This is a genomic window from Vibrio sp. R10-SG-ISO4 (assembly GCF_059834135.1).
In genome coordinates this window covers 64,460-81,963 of the sequence record NZ_JCBDHJ010000015.1, presented here as the reverse complement: position 1 = coordinate 81,963, position 17,504 = coordinate 64,460, and the positions used below count along the sequence as shown (strand labels likewise).

Genomic DNA, 17,504 nt, shown 5'->3' with positions numbered 1-17,504 from the left:
GTGTGCTCTTTACGCTTTAAGATGTTGCTCAAAAAATTCCAATGTTCGCTGCCAAGCAAGCTCGGCCTCTTTTTCGGCGTAACGTCCGGTGGAGTCATTGTGAAATCCGTGATTCACGCCCTCGTAAACGTAGGCTTGATAGTTCGCCCCATTGGCCTTAAGCGCTTTCTCGTACTCCGGCCAAGTGGCGTTGACACGCTCATCAAGACCCGCGAACTGAATCATCAACGGCCCTTTCACCTTCGGGATCAAAGATTCCGCTGCAGGTGTACCATAAAAAGGCACCCCTGCATCCAACTGCTCAGGAATGGTCGCAGCCAGCATATTGACTATGTAGCCGCCAAAACAAAAACCGACCGCCCCTAATTTTCCGTTACTTAGCTCATGCGATTTCAAAAAGCTCGCAGCGGCTAGGAAGTCCGCTTCAATCTTCTCTCTATCTAGACTCTTTTGCATCGCGCGGCCTTCATCGTCATTTCCTGGATAACCGCCCAACGGATAGAGTGCATCGGGGGCAAAGGCGATAAAACCTTTCGCGGCTAATCTTCGCGCGACGTCTTCAATGTAAGGGTTAAGCCCACGGTTTTCATGCACAACCAGTACGACAGGCGCGGTGCCTACCAACTCTCGTGGCACGACCAAATACCCTTGCCCTTCACCGTGACCATTCGGTGAATCAAACTTGACGTAGCTGGCTTTGATTGCGGGATCGTTAAACGACACCTGCTCTGCCAGTGCATAGTTCGGTGTCAGTGCTGACGTTAAGACTGACATCGTAAAGCCTAATGCGACAAGACCAGAGAGACGTCTCATGAATTCTCGTCTGTCTATCAATCCATGTGCGTATTCGTCGTACCAATCAAATGCTTCTTGCGGAATTGCTTTAGGCGCTGTGACCTTTTCACCGATGATGTTTGACATCCTTATCTTCCTCATTGACTGTTATTACTTGAAGCGATAGTTACTTGAAGCAATAGTTATTTGATAACGTTCGTCATTTGAAACGATCGTTCAAGAAGTAAGATAGTCGCGATTGGACAAAAACGAGTGTTATTTACATAAATTTACACAGTAGACGCGACTGGTATCGCAGCCAAGCTCGTCACGTTTTTACCTTGGAACTTAGACTGGTATAAGGCTTCATCAGCATAGGTGAGCAAGTCATTGAGCAAATCCTCTGAATGCAACTGCGGACCCACGCTACTGACAATCCCAAACGAGCAGGAAGCGTGAAAGCGCCCCCCATCTTGCCCAAATTCCGTCTGAGCAATACGTTGGCGAATTCTCTCGACAATGGCCACGGCTTCTTCGTCATTTGATAAACCAGCCAGCAGTATCACGAACTCATCACCTCCAAAACGCGCAAAACAGTCTGTCGGTCTGATCGTATATCGAGTAATACGGGCGATGTCCTTAAGTAGCCCATCACCACTCGTATGCCCATAATGATCATTGATCGCCTTGAAATCATCGATATCAAAGATACAGAGATAAAAACGATGGTCGCTCGCCCGTCGACTGCGTGAAACTTCATCAGCCAAACGAATTTCAAAATAACTACGCGAATACGCTTGTGTTAGATGGTCAAACATCAGACGGGTGCTAAGCTCTTGACGCTCACTGTATAACTCGTCGATATGGAGGACCAATATCCACGTAATACAGCAAGTCAGCAGAAACGAGCCTATCCAAGTCAAGGGTGGCATATCGAGCACTTCTATCGCGGTCAGCGTATCACTGACGCCAGTGCACATCCAAATCGCACTGGCGGCCAACAACATTCTCAATGTGCGCAAATCGTCCTCTTGTCGCTTAGCCCTTTGCCTTAGGTAAACACGAAATAGAACGATCATACAATACATCGCCAGCAGTAATATCCACGCGCCCCAAAGCTCAAACAGAGGACCAAACACTAGTCCGGTGTAGTAACTGGATGTCACGTAAAATTGGTTGTCCAGAAAGTATGGACTCGGAACCACAGCCATCAATGAAAACAGACCACATATCGCGTAGGCAATCTTCAATGGGGTCGGAGCCTTATAGTCAAAGAAAGCGATGTAAAAATGCAGACCGAGTACAATAGTAAACATTGAAGTCACGATGGCGACTCGGTTAAAAATATTCAGCAGAACCAGGCTGTCGCTAACGTTCAGCATAATGCCAAACGCACCAAGGAACAGTCCGCTAGCTAAAGCGGTTAAGGAAAATATTCGATAGTAATGAACATTTTCCTCGTAACGAGATTGAAGCCGGTTATACAGCATCACAAAAAAGAAGCTCAGCACTAAACTGATGCTTGATGCGATAAACATAGGCAATGAGGTAAGTAGCACGATGCCTTCCTTTTAAGACCCAGGATGTCCCTGTATGAAAACGCTAAGTCCAAACCTAGCAATCGCTACCTCTACACTCAAGAAATATTCATCTTTTCAATCACTTTTTGGCATATTTCAACGTGACGTCACATTTGAGACAGGTTTCACATTTATGCTGTACAACGTCCACCACTGCAATCGCCAAACCTCGGCTCCTAGGCTTACGCCTCCGCCAACTGAGTCAGTAGCTCATCACGGCGCAACTCTAGGATTTCATCAATAAGCTGCTCTTTCGCACGGAGACCAAAATGATCGGCGTAATTTTTCACCTTAGAAATCTCTTCAGGTTGAAGTTGATACACCTCGCGTTTGAGGCGTTGCATCGCTTCACTCTTGATACAACCTTGCTGCTGAAGCAACTTGATGATTTCCATGTCGGCTGGGTGTGGTGTTCTTGGCATAACGGTTTCTTATATTTTTCGGATTGACGTTGTTAGTCACTGCTCGTTGGCAGTGTTAAATTTTGCAGAAAGCGTAGTCTCTGATTGTTACAATTAAATTTAAACCAATAGAAAGTTAAAAATTCCAGATCAAAGTCAACGTTCTGTGCTGAGTGTCCCTTCACGTCGGTACTCATAGGTATCCGCAAAGCGTGACAAAATCCAATCCCCAGCCGTGATCAAAGGGTAGCCACCCTGCCCTTGTTTTTCAGCTAGGCAGGATTTTAGCGTCGTGACTGGGGTATCAAAATCTGGCTCGACGAAAAATGGCATGGAAAAACGCGTCTTACCGTTGCTCGGACTCGCGACTCGATGCTTAGTGGAGCGATAAATATCATTCGTCCAGCGCTGCATTAAATCGCCTATATTCACGACATAGCTTCCCTCGACGGGCGTGGCGTCTATCCATTGATTTTGCTTATTCAGCACCTGTAAGCCACCGCTCGCATCTTGGTAAAGTAATGTGATACAGCCGTAATCTGTGTGGGCTCCCGCCCCATTTCCCACCGTGTTGGTTGAAGGTTCTTGACTTGGGTAGTGCAACATACGCAACACAGAGATAGGTAACGTAAAATATTGGGTAAAGAAATCTTCTGGCTCATTCAGTGCAATTGCCATCGCTTTCAGTAACTTAAGGCCGACATCTAACGTAAGGCTGTAATGCTGATTCATCGCCTGGGTAAAACCTTCAATCGAGGGGTATTGGTTGGGGCCATAAAGCTTCGGACAACGCGCAACTTGCGAATGATAGGGTGAGAGGTCGAGCGCCATATCAAAGGACTCTTTGCAATCCAACTCGCCGAGTGGATCGAGTTTCTCGGCGCTCAAGCGCCCCCACCCACGGTGATTCATACTGTGCTCAATCGATATCGCTTGTTTCTCCTCTTGCGGTAGGGAAAACAGCGAGCGTGCATAGTGTTCAATCTGATTAAACTGAGTTTGAGGAATGCCATGTCCTACTACATAAAAAAAGCCGAGCTCTCGGCAAGCTTGATCTATCTGATCGATGACTGGGCCCCAGTCGCGGCGATCATCAGAGTTGAGCGGAGAAATATCGATAATAGGAAGTGACATGAATGCTCCTTGCAGTGTGTCATTGACTCTGCAAGGAGTGAGCAAAAAGCTGACCAACAAGCCAACTTTTCTTTATCTAATCGTATCAATCACTTAGATGAAAGCGAAAGCGAAGCCAAATGATACTTGCCCCACAAACTGCCGAATAGGATTGTGTTTGCACCAAAGTGAGGAAACATATAGCGAGCCGACATCAATCGATGAACCGCTCTTTGATCGCCAGAATATTCGGTAGCTGGTCCATAAATACGGGCACCAGTTGTGGATCAAAATGTTTTCCGGCTTGCTCTTGAATTAGGGCGACAGCATCACTGACCGGCCAGGCTTTCTTGTATGGGCGTTCACTGGTCAGGGCATCAAACACATCCGCAATTGCCGCTAGGCGTCCTTCTATCGGAATCGCTTCACCGCTTAATCCCTGAGGGTATCCGGTTCCATCCCACTTTTCATGGTGGTTAAGCGCAATACTTTGAGCGAGGGCGATAAGCGGAGAGCGCGGGTTTTCCAAGATTCGTACCCCTGCTTCCACATGCGTCTGCATCAACGAAAACTCTTCTGGTTCCAATCGACCCGGCTTGAGCAAAATACGATCTGGAATCGCGATTTTTCCAATGTCGTGCATCGATGCCGCCATGCGCAGTTCGTCTGCCGCTTCCTCATCAAAACCGATCGCAAGCGCCAGGGTTTTCACATAATGACTCATGCGCAGTACATGCATCCCGGTCTCATTGTCTCGGTATTCAGCGGCGCGGCCTAAGCGCTGAATTAAGTCAATTTGCGTCGCTTTGAGTACATCAATTTTGACCATAGACAACTGCGTTTTGACTCGAGCGCGCACAATGGCAGGGACAATAGGCTTAACAATGTAATCGACCCCGCCGAGGTTAAAACCGGTCTCCTCATCAATGCTGTCACTGAGCGCGGTGACAAAAATGATCGGAATCATTGCCTTATCGGGGGTCGCTTTCAGTTGCTGACAAAGCTCAAACCCCGTCATCTCTGGCATCATCACATCAAGCAAAATAAGGTCAAACTTCTCTTGCTCGAGCAAACTTAATGCGTCTTTGGCACTGCGAGCAAACGAGAGCCGATAATCGCTGTGCAGTACTTGTTTCATCACTTTCAAGTTCGCGGGTTCATCGTCCACGACCAGTAATCTTGGCACCGAACGCATCACTGGGTTATGACGTGTGAGGGGCTCTGGCGTTAATGTTGTCATCGTCACAGCGTTCCTTATTCAGCTAGGTAGGTTAACGCCAAGTCGATATGCTCGCTGGCTTTGGAAAATTCAAACTCGTCGATCGCGTTCATGGCATCGATGATCGGCTTTTGCAGTTTGTCTGGCGCGCGACTGCGAAGGGTTTCACCAATATCCTCACGCAACTCGCCACTGTGGGTCGCCGCTCGCCACTCTGTTAATAGACGCTCAATCTCATCGGCATGCAACGCGTCATCGAGCGCTATTTCTTTAACTTGGGTATCGGTTTGACTCAGTGCAATGCGACTATCGAGCTCCTGCTTGACCTTATGCCAACATAGCGACAGATCGCCAATCAATGGCAGCGCTTTCGCGTGATCTTGCTGTATAGCGGCGTGCTCTATCTGGGCAAAGAGTTGGTGCAGCGCCATTAAAGCCAAGTTGCCACACACGCCTTTGAGTGCATGGGCTTGCGAACGCACAGCCCGCCAGTCTTGGTTTTGCAGTGACTGCGCCAAGGCACTCGGAAGCCCCTCATGCTTGTCCAGCATCTTGCCAAGCTCCGCTAAGTAGAGCGCCTCATCCACCCAAAGTGTCAGCGCTTTCTGCCAATGAATCATCGCCTGATCACGGCTCTCTTTGCCAGACGGCTCTGCGGGCGACGATGGGATACTGACCTGTGATTCAACCTTTAACACGCGCGCCATTTCTGCGCTCAAACGGTTAAAATCAACCGGCTTATTGGCAAAGCCGTTCATGCCCGCTTCTTGCGCTTGGCGTTTGTCTTCGGTCAAGACACTGGCAGTCAGAGCAATAATCGCGACAGGGGGTTTGTCTTGCTCGCGTTCCCATTGACGAATCTGACGGCTGGCTTGTAGGCCATCGAGGCGCGGCATTTGTAAGTCCATCAATATCAAATCAATCTCGTGCGTTTGGTATTGCTGGACCGCTTCAACACCATCGCGCGCGACCCATACTTGATGACCCGCTCGTTCAAGAAGCAGAGAAAGCAGCGTCACGTTTTGTTCAATATCGTCACAGACTAACACTCGCTGGCTTGGCAGCTTCACTTGCGAGTGAACGTCCGCGCGCGGCAGCCTTTCACTTTTGGGCAGGGGCAGTTCGAAGTAGAAGCAGCTTCCTTTTCCGAGTTCACTGGTGGCATGAATCTCTCCACCCATTAGTTCAACCAACTGCTTGGAAATACTGGTCCCTAACCCCGTACCACCGAAACGACGGCTCATGGAAGCATCGGCTTGCGTAAAAGGATCAAAAATCGCCTCAACCCGGTCAGGTGCTATGCCGATACCGGTATCCATCACGCTAAAACGCATCACATCGCTCTGCTCAGTGGGCGCGATGTTAAGCGTGACGCTCCCCTCTTCGGTAAACTTGATGCCATTACCCACTAAATTCATCAGTACTTGGCGGATGCGGTCTTCTGCGCCGAAGACAATAGCTGGCACGCGATCATCAATATGTAGGTTGAGCTCAATGCCTTTGTTTTTCGCATTAAGCCATAACGTAGAGATGACGCCATCGACACAATCCGCAAGATGAAACACCACAGGTTCGACTTCGAGCTTGCTTTTTTCCAACTTAGCGCTGTCGAGAATATCATTGAGAAGATGAAGCAAAGAGCGAGACGCGTTGGATATGGTTTCCAGGTGACGTCTATCCTCGCTACCCATTGGTGATTCGAGCAAAATATTGGTAAAACCGATGATCGCGTTCATGGGCGTGCGGATTTCGTGACTCATATTGGCCAAGAATGCCGCTTTGGTTTCGACCGCTTCTTCGGCAATGCGTTTCGCATTTAACAGTTCAGACTCCATCTCTTTGCGATTGGTGATGTTGATCATCACACCATCAATCCACAATATGGTGCCGTCTTCATCGCGCACTACCATGGCGTTTTCAAGCACCCATACGGGTTGACCGGCTTTATCAATCAACTGATATTCGACAGCATAGGTTTGCTTGTTGCTGGGCAAGGCGGCGATCGTGTCACGCACCGATTGCTCGTCCTCTTCAACAATCAGTGAAGCTAAGCTTATGTTTCCTTCAAGGAACTCCTCCGATCGATAGCCACAGAGCTCCACGATGGCATCACTGAGGAAAATCGGACTCCATTTTGGGTCAAAACAGCGTCGAAAAGCCGCGCCGGGGATATTACGCATCAAAGAGGTTAATCGCTCTTGGCTGTCACGCAACTTGACTTCCATCGCTTTACGTTCAGAAATGTCTGCAATAAAGCCAACAAATAATGTATCACCATGCGTAAGGTGGACTTTACCTACACCAAGGCGAACTGGAAATTCATGGCCCTTTTTGTGCTGAGCATAAACTTCGCGCGGCGCACCAATGATTTTGTTCTCGCCCGTTTTGAGATAATTAGCCAAATAACCATCGTGTGCTTGCTTGTGAGGGGCTGGCATTAATTTGGAAATGTTTTGCCCAAGCAATTCATGCTCTTGCCAACCGAAAATTCGACTGGCGGCAAAGTTTACACCTTGAATGATGCCTTTCGCATCGATGGTAATCACCCCGTCCGTCGCGGTATCGAGGATTGCTTGCAATCGAGATTCGCTGGCAGTTTTCTCGGTTAATAATTGTCGGTAGCGCAGCTGTGAACTGACGTTCACCGCTAAGGTGGAAATAAGCAAAGTCGCAATGGAAACGGCGATGGCAATAAAAGACTGTTCGTGCAAATCCTGCGGGGCCATCATCATAGAATGAGGTTCGAGCATAATGAAGCGCGCCGCTTCCATGCCGGTGTAATGCATACCTGAAATGGCGCATCCCATGATCGCAGCGCTAACCAAGTTGATATGAAATGAACGCATGGTAGGGAAATGATGCTTAAGTAGGCGGCGCGCAGAGAGTGCGACGATGGCCAATCCGACCGCGACAACAATCGACAGACCAAACCAATACGGGTCATAGCGCAGCATGGCCCCCATTTCCATGGCTTCCATTCCGATATAGTGCATGGCACCAATACCCGCGCCTACCACCACACCATTGCGCAGAATAAGTCGATAAGAATCACGCTGATTGATCAACGATCGCAGTACCAAATAACTGGCTAACACCGCAGGAAGAAGCGATATCAATGTGAGTAAGGTGTCATAACTCATGTGATGAGGCATCTGAAAGGCGAGCATGCCGACAAAGTGCATACTCCAAATCCCCCCCGCCATAATGAAAGCACCAGAAATCAACGCCACCTGCTTATGTGATGGCGTAACGATGTGACGAGCGGCAGCGGCGAGTCTCAGTGCAAAGAATGACGCCATCATCGCAAGAAAGATGGAGACAACAACCAACCAAGGAACGTAGGTTCCTGTCATCAACGTATATGAGCCAACTTCTGTTATGAATAACCTATCGAGCATGAGGGAAATCACCCACTTTTTGTAATGATATTTTTATCAACTATTGGATGCATAAGGTACTATTTGTATTAATAAATGTGTAGGCATTTATAACCCTTAATTATTAGTGGAATCTCGCTTATCTAAAAACTTGACAGCTATTTCAATCACTTTTGTTTATTTTCCGATCTTTACACTCCCCCTAAAACGCAAAAAAGCCGCAGAATTCTGCGGCTTTTTGATGACCAAAAGGTCAAATTTAAGAGCTATTCGCTGACAAACTGCTGCTGTGGCGCGCGCGATGCGTTGACCAAGAGCACACCAACGGTCAGAACCATGGTGCCACACAAGATGAAGAGAAGGCGTCCAGTGAATTCATTTGGAATCAATGCCATCGCAAGAATACCTAGACCAGCAACACTGATCAGTTTGCCCAGCATGCCACGTTGCTTAGTATCGAGGTTCTGCTGTTCTTCTGAGTTAGCCACCACAGGCGTATTCCAGTTTTCGAACAGTTTTTCTACTTCCGCTTCACGCTCTGGCGAACGTCCTTTGTACACCAAGGTTGTCGCTAAGAAGAAGCCACCAGTGAACACTACGTGCGCCGCAAGGCTCAGTGCCACTTTCAAGTCCGCCCATTCACGACCAGTCAATGCTTGTTCCATACCGAACCAGTTCTCGATATGTTCTGCTTTTAGCGAGATACCAAAGTAGTAAGAGACGAAGCCACCGACCACTAGCGTTGCCCAACCAGCCCAGTCTGGCGTCTTGCGAACCCACATACCCAGTAGTACTGGGATCAACATTGGGAATCCGATCAGAGCGCCCACGTTAAGTACGATGTCAAATAGGCTTAGGTGACGAAGTGAGTTGATAAACAGACCAATGCCGATGATGACAAAGCCCATCACAATAGTGGTCACTTTACTTACCACAACCAACTCTTTCTGAGACGCATGAGGGCGCATAATTGGGCTGTAGAAGTTCATCACGAAGATACCCGCGTTACGGTTCAGACCTGAGTCCATTGAAGACATGGTCGCCGCAAACATTGCTGACATTAGTAGACCCACCATACCTGCAGGCATTACGTTTTGTACGAATGCTAGGTAAGCTGCATCGCCACCTACGCTACCGTATTGGTCAGCGAAGTCCGGCATGAACGCCGCTACGTACCAAGAAGGTAGGAACCAAATCAGTGGACCAACAATCATAAGTACACAAGCAAGACCTGCTGCTTTGCGAGCGTTGTCACTGTCTTTTGCACATAGGTAGCGGTATGCATTGATACTGTTGTTCATTACACCAAACTGCTTGATGAAGATGAATACCACCCAAAGCACAAAGATGCTCATGTAGTTTAGGTTGTTACCAACAAAGAAGTCGCCTTCGAAGTTAGACACGATGTTCGTTAGACCACCACCGTGGAAGTATGCCGCTACCGCACAGGTAATGGTTACCGCCATGATAACGAGCATCTGCATGAAGTCAGAGGCTACGACCGCCCAAGAGCCGCCTGTCACCGCCATCAGCATGAGAACCAGACCCGTCACAACGATCGTGGCTTCCATCGGGATGTTGAAGACAGCGGCTACGAAGATAGCAAGACCATTCAGCCAAATACCTGCTGAAATTAAGCTATCTGGCATACCTGCCCATGTGAAGAACTGCTCTGACGTCTTACCGAAGCGCTGACGAATGGCTTCAATTGCCGTAACAACACGAAGTTGACGGAACTTTGGCGCAAAATAGATGTAGTTCATGAAATAGCCAAACGCGTTGGCAAGGAATAGGATAACAACGACGAAACCGTCGCTGAACGCGCGTCCTGCGGCTCCTGTGAACGTCCATGCTGAAAACTGCGTCATGAAGGCGGTAGCTCCTACCATCCACCATAACATCTTACCGCCCCCTCGAAAGTAGTCGCTGGTTGAGGTGGTGAACTTACGGAACATCCACCCAATCGCGACTAAAAAGAAGAAATAGGCAAGAACAACAAGAGTATCAATGGTCATTTTTTCAGCCTTAAAATTAATAACATTAGCTTGTGACAAGCATACCCGAACATAAATCCATTTGTACTACAATATGCCTTTTGTGTGATCTAAAACAGATTTGATCGCACACTTTATTTGCAAGCGAATATTTAGTTTCATACATAAACAAGATGCAGAGCACAGATACATAGCGAAGAATGATACAAAGGTACTACTTCGAGTACTCCCGACAACGACACTCCAAAAAGTCATACAATTAAAAATAAAAAACCCAGCTTACGCTGGGTTTTTTTTACTACTTACACACTATACTAAGACAGCGAGATTTCAACAGTCTCACCATCAACGGTAAGAATCAGCGACTGCCCTTCTAGCTTATGAGAGACTTCCACTTGCTCACCGGCGTTCTTGTTTGGCACAAGAAGCGTTAGGATGTTGTGCTGTTTTGATGGTTTGAACTGCACTTCAACGTGACGGTGAATTTCAAGATCTTGGTACTCGTATGGGTCAACTTCGCCGAAGCCTTCAACGTTCTTAACAGATTCAATGTTGTCAGCAGACTCGTTGATGAAGTTCACGTCTAGGTGCGCTACTTCGCCACGGATAGTGAATGACTTGTCAGCCACTTCATTCGCGAATGTTGTGTGCATTAGCCAAGTCATGTCTTTCTCTTCAGAAAGAGCAGCCTTGTCTTGCATTACGAATACTTTACCCTTCACAAACCAGATCTTACGCTTGTAAGACTCGATTTCTGGAACGAAGTATTTGTAAGATGCTGTCGCATCACCTTCAACCATCTTGATTTCAGATTCAGTATCGAAGTCAGTGATGTTACCGCCCGCTTCAATACAGAAACGATCTTGGTGACCGTCAAAGCCCGTGTTCTTGTTCTCACCGTACTGACCTTTACCACCGAATAGAGGAAGGTTCTTAGAGAAGGTTTGACGACGCCATTTAGTGTGCATGTCTACACCGAAACCACCGTAGTAGCCAGTGATAGCAGCTAGCGTTTCACCGAATGCGTGCAGAGTGAACGCGTTTTGGTCACCGTGTGAGTGAGAGATAGAGCCAAATGGTGAACACTTGAAGACCATGTGGATGTGGTTATCACGCTCAGTCATCTTGTTGTGGAATGCCGCCCAACCTGTGATTGGGAATACTTTCAACAGTGGATCGTTTGACGGTGCTTTCTCTTCTGGTGCATCCCAAAGGATGTTGAAGCGTAGGTCGTCGTAGCCGAAGTCCCACCAACCGAAGTTGTAGAATTTCGTGTGAGCTTCAGTATCACGGCCTTTAAGCTGGTTGTAGTACCAAACGTACTCAGGCTTCTGGTTAACACCTGCGTAGTGCTTGATGTTGTAAGCCAGTTTTAGACCTGGGAAGTCACCGATTGATGACTGGTCACAGAAGCTCGCGCGCTTAGAGTGAACAGGCATACAGTATAGTGGGAAGTCACCAGTGTTTTCGTAGAATGTCTTGTTGAACATGTCTACGCCACAGTATGCTTTCAATAGGTCGAATGCTTCGCCTAGGAACGCCGTTTGCGTGTTCCAGTAGTCAGGACCTTCAGCCCAACCGCCGTCTTCACCGCCCCATGGTGGGTAGTGTACTGCGTAGTACTCTAGAGCGTATGCGATGTACTCGCCTGCTTTCGGGTGATCGTGGTAAAGCGCGATACACGTTGGGATGATAGCAGAAGAGATTGAACGTACACCGTGGCTGTTTAGAGGGTTGTTCAGTAGATCAACCGTGACTTTTAGGTGGTGCATGATTTCGTCTAGACGCTCGATTAGTGCATCTTGAACTTGCTGACGCTCTTCATCAGTGAAGTAAGCGTGTAGCCAGTCGTAACCCCAAGCCATGGCTGCGATTACACGGAAAGCGGCTTCGTCGTTGTAACCACGAGAAGTGACGCCTTCTGGATCGTAAGTCGAGAGCTTTAGAGTCCAAGCTTTTGCTTTGGCGATGAGCTCTTCGTCTTCTTTCACGATACCAGCGATGGCAAGGTTACGTGTCGCGTTAAGCGCCATTTGGCAATCAACGTACATTTGACGCCAGTAAGGACGCCATAGAGAAGCTTTGCCTACCGTCTCTTCTGGGTAAGGTTGAGGCTCTTCAAATGGTGCGGTATCTAGGAACTTAACCGTTGAGTTGTTGTAGAAGTCGTCGAACATGCAGTGAGATTCATCTGCGCGTACCGCGGCTTTAAACGCGTCTAGATCCGCAGATTGAACAAGAAGACGCGGACGTGCTTCGCTTAGGTTGTCGAGGAACGACAAATCAAAATCGCGCTTTTGTACTTCGATTGGGAGTAGATCGACAAGGTTACCTGCTGAAGTGTCATTTTCCAGCTTCATCTTCCTGATCGCATCAAGAGATTTTTGGTTGCTCATGTTAACTCTCTTTGTAGTGAGGGTTTGAAGGGTATGGGCAATAATATAAATCTTATTGTAGGACAATTAAACCTTAAAACGCGAAAAATAGTCTTTTTTGTCATTTCCGTGACCTAAAACAAATCGACAGTTCAGAAACACAAAAAAGCGAGCACTCGGCTCGCTTTCATCATCGATTTGGTATCGGCTTAGTTGACGTGCGCAACCGCCGCCTTTACTAGTGCACCTAGCTCGTCCCACTTACCTTCGTCCATCAGGTTCGTTGGTACCATCCAAGTACCGCCACACGCTAGTACAGAAGGGATAGATAGGTAATCATCCACATTCTTAAGGCTAACGCCACCCGTTGGCATGAAGTTAACTGGGTAAACCGCTGTCAATGCTTTTAGCATAGGCACGCCGCCTGAAGGCTCAGCAGGGAAGAACTTCAACGTACGAAGACCCATTTCCATCGCTTGCTCAACAAGGCTTGGGTTGTTCACGCCAGGAACGATCGCCACGCCTTTGTCTAGGCAGTATTGCACGGTACGAGGGTTGAAACCTGGGCTAACGATGAAATCAACGCCCGCATCGATAGACGCGTCCACTTGCTCGTTCGTTAGAACGGTACCTGAACCGATCAGCATGTTCGGGAACTCTTTACGCATCACGCGGATCGCTTCAATGGCACATTCAGTACGTAGCGTGATCTCTGCGCAAGGCATGCCGTTTTCTACTAACGCACGACCTAAAGGAATCGCGTGCTCAACTTTGTTGATGGCGATAACAGGGATCACTTTCAGGCTTGCTAGTTTTTCGTTCAATGTTGTCATAATGTTTAGACTCTCTCGTTATAAAGCTCGCACAAAGGCGAGCTTACTATTCATTCGATTACAAAGGTAAATCTGGCATTACATCACGAGGAATGATCGCACCTTTATGCTGAATCACTTGTCCTGCCATGCAGTGGCCGTTGAATGCTGCTTCTTGTGCGTTACCGCCCGTCAGACGTTTCGCTAAGAAACCTGCGCTGAATGAATCACCTGCTGCTGTGGTGTCAACCACGTTGCTGACCGGTTTTGGCGCGACGTAGTTCGCCTCTTCACCTTCAACGACGAGGCAATCTTGCGCACCACGTTTGATGATGATCTCTTTTACGCCCGCTTCCGATGTGCGCTTGATGCACTCTTCAAGGTGTTCATCACCGTACAATGCCTGCTCATCTTCAAACGTCAACAACGCAGTGTCGGTCAGAGACAGCATCTTCGAGTACCACTCAATCGCTTCAGCTTGGTCTGCCCATAGCTTAGGACGATAGTTGTTATCGAAGAATACTTGACCGCCGCGCTCTTTGTATTGCGCTAGGAAGTTGATCAACGTCTCACGCCCCACAGGGGTCAAAATCGCGAGCGTAATACCGCTTAGGTAAACCGCGTCAAAGCCAAACAGCGCATCAATCAACGCTTTAGACTCAGGCTGCTCGAACATAAACTTCGCTGCCGCTTCGTTACGCCAGTAATGGAAGTAACGCTCGCCAGTATCATCGGTTTCGATGTAGTACATACCTGGGTTTTTACCGTGAATACGCATCACGTTTGACGTATCGATCCCCTCTTCTTGCCAAACCTGTAGCATCTCAGTACTGAACGAGTCTTCACCCAGTGCCGTAATGTAACTGGTGTTTACATCGTGACCTTTGGTCAAGCGAGAGAGGTAGAGTGCGGTGTTTAGTGTGTCACCACCGAATGATTGCTTTAGTTCACCTTCTTTCTTCTGAAGCTCAACCATACATTCGCCGATGATAGCAACATTAATCATTTTCATTGTTTACCTTAGCAATTGAACTGCCAATGAATTACTTCAGGAAGTCTTCACGTGCAGGGTTAAAGACGTCTAGCAGGATACTGCCTTCTTCGAGCGCAACCGCGCCATGAACAAAGTGTTTCGGTGCGATGTACGCATCGCCTGGCTTCAGTACTTTTTTCACGCCGTCCACTTCTGCTTCGAAACTGCCTTTCACTACGTAGCCGATTTGATCGTGAATTTCGTGAGCGTGAGGGTGACCAATCGCGCCTTTATCAAACTCAAGGTGAACCGCCATCAAGTCGTCAGTATAGCCAACAATTTTACGTTTAATCCCGCCGCCAATGTCTTCCCAAGGGTGATCGTCTAAAAGAAAAAATGGATTCATCGTTTTGCTCCTAAAATCTAGCGTAGTGCTGTTTGTTCACATCATACCTCAGTGAGATTAATTGTAATACAATACAAACCAAAAGTGTGATGCAAATCAAAAATGAAACTACGTTTCAACTATTTCACCATCAATTATCGAACAAGAAAACGTCGAGTAAATCTCTGTGTTCTGGCCCGTTAATTCAGGTCCTCAATGCGAATTCAGTGATTTCGCTCATCATTTTTCCTCTCTACCCTACCATAATAATCAATATTGTATTACTTTATGTGGCAAATAATTTCTCTGCTACACCCAAAGGTGACGAGGACATAACGATGAACGCGCTCTTATTCACGCAAGATGAACTGACACTCCTACGCCAGGAAGTGGGTCAGCCCACCTTAATGGGCAAGACCATCGACAAACACTGTCGTGAACTTGAAGCGTTTATGCGCTTACCCCTCGAAGTACCCGGTCACGGTGAAGCCGGTGGCTACGAACACAATCGCCATAAACAGAACTACACATACATGAACCTTGCTGGACGCTTGTTTCTGGTCACACAAGATGAGCGATATGCAGCGTTTGTTCGTGATTTACTCGATGGCTATGCGGATATCTATTTAACGCTTGATTATCAAGTTCAGAAGAATACCAACCCGACTGGGCGATTGTTCCACCAGATCCTTAATGAACATGGCTGGCTTCTGTTTGCCAGCATTGCCTATTCCTGTGTTTCTCACACTATGAGTGAAGCGCAAAGAACGCGCATTATTGATCGCCTCTTTATGCCGATGATTGAAATGAGTACAGAGAAGTATGCACACCGTTTTGACCATATTCATAATCATGGTGTCTGGGCAGTCGCCGCTGTCGGTGCCTGCGCCGTCGCGATTGATAAACCTGAGTACTTGGAGATGGCCGTCTATGGCCGCGATAGAAACGCAACGAGCGGATTTTTAGATCAAGTATCGCACCTCTTCTCCCCATCGGGTTATTACCTTGAAGGGCCTTACTACTCTCGTTTTACCATTCGACCGTTAGTGCTGTTTGCCGAGATCATCCACCGACACCTACCTGAGGTCGATATTTACCGCTATAAAGATGGTGTGGTCGGTAAAACCGTGCAAGCGTTGTTGGCGACCGCTTACCCTAATGGTGTGTTCCCTGCTCTGAATGACGCCTCACAAAGCATGAGCATCAACGATGCCGGCGTGCAGGTCGCCGTGAGCATCTATGGCGCGCATTATGGTTTGGACGATAACATTCTTGGTATGGCGAAAATTCAACAAGGCGTTTGGATGCATCCTTGCGGCTTGGCACTCTCTAATGCCTTTGAAGAGGTTCAGGCGCAGCGTGAGATTGGTCTACCCTACTGGCCAAGTGTTGAACTGTGTGAAGGTCCAAATGGCGATCAAGGTGCACAAGGCTTTATCCGCATGCAAGATCCAAGTGGCGATGTAACCCAACTTGTGATGAATTATGGCATGCACGGCATGGGGCATGGCCATTTCGATACCCTTGGCATCACCCTATTCAATCGCGGTCAAGAAGTGCTACGTGAGTATGGCTTTGCGCGTTGGGTCAACATTGAACCTAAGTTTGGTGGACGCTACTTAGCCGAAAACCCATCGTATGCTCGCCAAACCGTTGCTCATAATCTGGTCACCGTTGATCAAAAGTGCCAGAACCAATTCGACGTCGAACGCGCAGACACTCGCAGCGGGACGCCACACTTTTTCGATGCGACTCAAGAGACACTAAAGGGCATGAGCGCATTCGCCAACGAGCATGTGGATGGTTGCGACATGCAGCGCAGTGTCTTTTTACTCAGCCTAGACGAGCTAGAAGCGCCACTCTTGATTGACCTGTACCGCATCGACAACCAACCGGACCAAGCCAATACGCTGCACAGTTACGACTACACACACCAATATCAAGGTCAAATCATTCGTAGCAACGTGGAGTATTACACCCATCAAGAGCTGCGCCCACTGGGCGATAGCCACGGTTATCAGCACTTATGGAACGTGGCAGAAGGAGAAGTCGCAGATTGTGCATTGGTCAGTTGGCTTCAGGGCCACAGCTACTACACTTGGGTTGGCGCGAGTTCAAATCCGAGCAGCAAGCTAATCTTTACACGCACAGGGGCCAATGACCCTAGTTTCAATTTGCGCAGCGAACCCGCCTTTCTGCTTCGAAGTGAAGGCCCGTCGGCGGTGTTTGCCTCTGCGCTTGAAACGCACGGCTATTTTAATGAAGAATTTGAACAGTCGGTCAATGCTCGAGGCCAAGTGGAGTCCATCCAAGTGGTTGCCTATAGCGATGCTGGGAGCGTTGTGCAGATCCGCACCCGCCTCCATGAAATTACCTTGATGGTCAGCCACCAGCAGCACGTGGCTGAGAATACGCCGCACCAAGTGGCGGACACAGAGAATGCAAACATTTACAGCTGGAACGGTGCCTACGCGTTAGACATCACCCCAAATAACTAAGTA

12 protein-coding genes are annotated in these 17,504 nt (G+C 48.1%); 1 reads left to right on the top strand and 11 read right to left on the bottom strand.

The window, feature by feature from the left end:
• Positions 1 to 9: 9 nt before the first annotated feature.
• From AC6R03_RS09110 to AC6R03_RS09060, 11 genes are all read right to left on the bottom strand, one after another.
• Positions 10 to 921, bottom strand: coding sequence for a dienelactone hydrolase family protein (locus AC6R03_RS09110; protein WP_500631549.1), 912 nt, complete (start codon positions 919 to 921; stop codon positions 10 to 12).
• A 143-nt stretch (positions 922 to 1,064) separates the two neighbouring features.
• Positions 1,065 to 2,333 (bottom strand): GGDEF domain-containing protein, encoded by a 1,269-nt coding sequence (locus AC6R03_RS09105; RefSeq protein WP_500631550.1) that lies wholly within the window; start codon positions 2,331 to 2,333, stop codon positions 1,065 to 1,067.
• A gap of 203 nt (positions 2,334 to 2,536) precedes the next feature.
• Entirely contained in the window at positions 2,537 to 2,776 is a 240-nt protein-coding gene (locus AC6R03_RS09100; RefSeq protein ID WP_487902401.1) for a hypothetical protein, read from the bottom strand.
• A gap of 135 nt (positions 2,777 to 2,911) precedes the next feature.
• On the bottom strand, positions 2,912 to 3,889 hold the full coding sequence (locus AC6R03_RS09095) for an isopenicillin N synthase family dioxygenase (RefSeq protein WP_500631551.1): 978 nt from the start codon (positions 3,887 to 3,889) through the stop codon (positions 2,912 to 2,914).
• A 193-nt stretch (positions 3,890 to 4,082) separates the two neighbouring features.
• The gene (locus AC6R03_RS09090; RefSeq protein WP_500631552.1) at positions 4,083 to 5,108 is read right to left on the bottom strand and encodes an HD domain-containing phosphohydrolase; all 1,026 of its coding nucleotides are present in this window, start codon (positions 5,106 to 5,108) and stop codon (positions 4,083 to 4,085) included.
• Between the two features lie 14 nt (positions 5,109 to 5,122).
• Entirely contained in the window at positions 5,123 to 8,440 is a 3,318-nt protein-coding gene (locus tag AC6R03_RS09085) for an MHYT domain-containing protein (protein ID WP_500631553.1), read from the bottom strand.
• A 290-nt stretch (positions 8,441 to 8,730) separates the two neighbouring features.
• A complete protein-coding gene (locus AC6R03_RS09080; RefSeq protein ID WP_500631554.1) occupies positions 8,731 to 10,479 on the bottom strand; it encodes a sodium:solute symporter family protein in 1,749 nt (582 codons plus the stop codon).
• Between the two features lie 293 nt (positions 10,480 to 10,772).
• Complete coding sequence (locus tag AC6R03_RS09075; protein ID WP_500631555.1) at positions 10,773 to 12,854, bottom strand: DUF4962 domain-containing protein; 2,082 nt, start codon at positions 12,852 to 12,854, stop codon at positions 10,773 to 10,775.
• 188 nt (positions 12,855 to 13,042) lie between these two features.
• Complete coding sequence (locus AC6R03_RS09070; protein WP_500631556.1) at positions 13,043 to 13,666, bottom strand: bifunctional 4-hydroxy-2-oxoglutarate aldolase/2-dehydro-3-deoxy-phosphogluconate aldolase; 624 nt, start codon at positions 13,664 to 13,666, stop codon at positions 13,043 to 13,045.
• 58 nt (positions 13,667 to 13,724) lie between these two features.
• Positions 13,725 to 14,657, bottom strand: a complete 933-nt coding sequence (gene kdgK / locus AC6R03_RS09065) for a 2-dehydro-3-deoxygluconokinase (RefSeq protein ID WP_500626827.1) — start codon at positions 14,655 to 14,657, stop codon at positions 13,725 to 13,727.
• Positions 14,658 to 14,688: 31 nt separating this feature from the next.
• A complete protein-coding gene (locus tag AC6R03_RS09060; RefSeq protein WP_334550598.1) occupies positions 14,689 to 15,024 on the bottom strand; it encodes a cupin domain-containing protein in 336 nt (111 codons plus the stop codon).
• Between the two features lie 311 nt (positions 15,025 to 15,335).
• Between AC6R03_RS09060 and AC6R03_RS09055 the strand changes: the two genes are divergently transcribed.
• Complete coding sequence (locus AC6R03_RS09055; RefSeq protein WP_500631692.1) at positions 15,336 to 17,501, top strand: heparinase II/III domain-containing protein; 2,166 nt, start codon at positions 15,336 to 15,338, stop codon at positions 17,499 to 17,501.
• Positions 17,502 to 17,504 lie beyond the last annotated feature (3 nt).

Coding starts and splice junctions, on each gene's coding strand:
- AC6R03_RS09095 (WP_500631551.1), bottom strand. CDS start 3,889: ATGTCACTTCCTATTATCGATATTTCTCCGCTCAACTCTGATGATCGC.
- AC6R03_RS09060 (WP_334550598.1), bottom strand. CDS start 15,024: ATGAATCCATTTTTTCTTTTAGACGATCACCCTTGGGAAGACATTGGC.
- AC6R03_RS09110 (WP_500631549.1), bottom strand. CDS start 921: ATGTCAAACATCATCGGTGAAAAGGTCACAGCGCCTAAAGCAATTCCG.
- AC6R03_RS09075 (WP_500631555.1), bottom strand. CDS start 12,854: ATGAGCAACCAAAAATCTCTTGATGCGATCAGGAAGATGAAGCTGGAA.
- kdgK (WP_500626827.1), bottom strand. CDS start 14,657: ATGAAAATGATTAATGTTGCTATCATCGGCGAATGTATGGTTGAGCTT.
- AC6R03_RS09080 (WP_500631554.1), bottom strand. CDS start 10,479: ATGACCATTGATACTCTTGTTGTTCTTGCCTATTTCTTCTTTTTAGTC.
- AC6R03_RS09070 (WP_500631556.1), bottom strand. CDS start 13,666: ATGACAACATTGAACGAAAAACTAGCAAGCCTGAAAGTGATCCCTGTT.
- AC6R03_RS09085 (WP_500631553.1), bottom strand. CDS start 8,440: ATGACAGGAACCTACGTTCCTTGGTTGGTTGTTGTCTCCATCTTTCTT.
- AC6R03_RS09090 (WP_500631552.1), bottom strand. CDS start 5,108: ATGACAACATTAACGCCAGAGCCCCTCACACGTCATAACCCAGTGATG.
- AC6R03_RS09100 (WP_487902401.1), bottom strand. CDS start 2,776: ATGCCAAGAACACCACACCCAGCCGACATGGAAATCATCAAGTTGCTT.